Below are 317 nucleotides of genomic sequence, written 5' to 3' on the forward strand. Positions count from 1 at the left end.
GCACACTGACCGAAGGAAGCGTGATGCAGATCCCCCAATATCGGCTTTCGATACTTGGTGATAAACACCAAATGTACGTGCAAAACGTAGGCCGCATGGCGTGATTTATTAATTTTAGTGAATTGCATTCTGTCACTCAATCGGGCATTAATAGATATGGCAATAATGCTGCACACTGAGCGCTAAATGCAAATTCTGAAAGCCTACAAATTCCGACTCGAACCGACCGAACAACAAGCGCAACGCCTGCGCCAGTTGGGCGGTTGTGCTCGTTATGTCTGGAATCACGGGCTGGCAGAAACCAAACGCATTCTGGA

Annotated in this window: 1 pseudogene; it reads right to left on the reverse strand. The window is 47.6% G+C overall.

Features of this window, described 5'->3' with window-relative positions:
• Window positions 1-128, reverse strand: a pseudogene (locus J9893_RS21085) (IS200/IS605 family transposase); the annotation flags it as partial.
• Window positions 129-317 lie beyond the last annotated feature (189 nt).

It is taken from the genome of Aeromonas sp. MaB10011B, assembly GCF_017939325.1.
Lineage (GTDB): Bacteria > Pseudomonadota > Gammaproteobacteria > Enterobacterales > Aeromonadaceae > Aeromonas > Aeromonas caviae.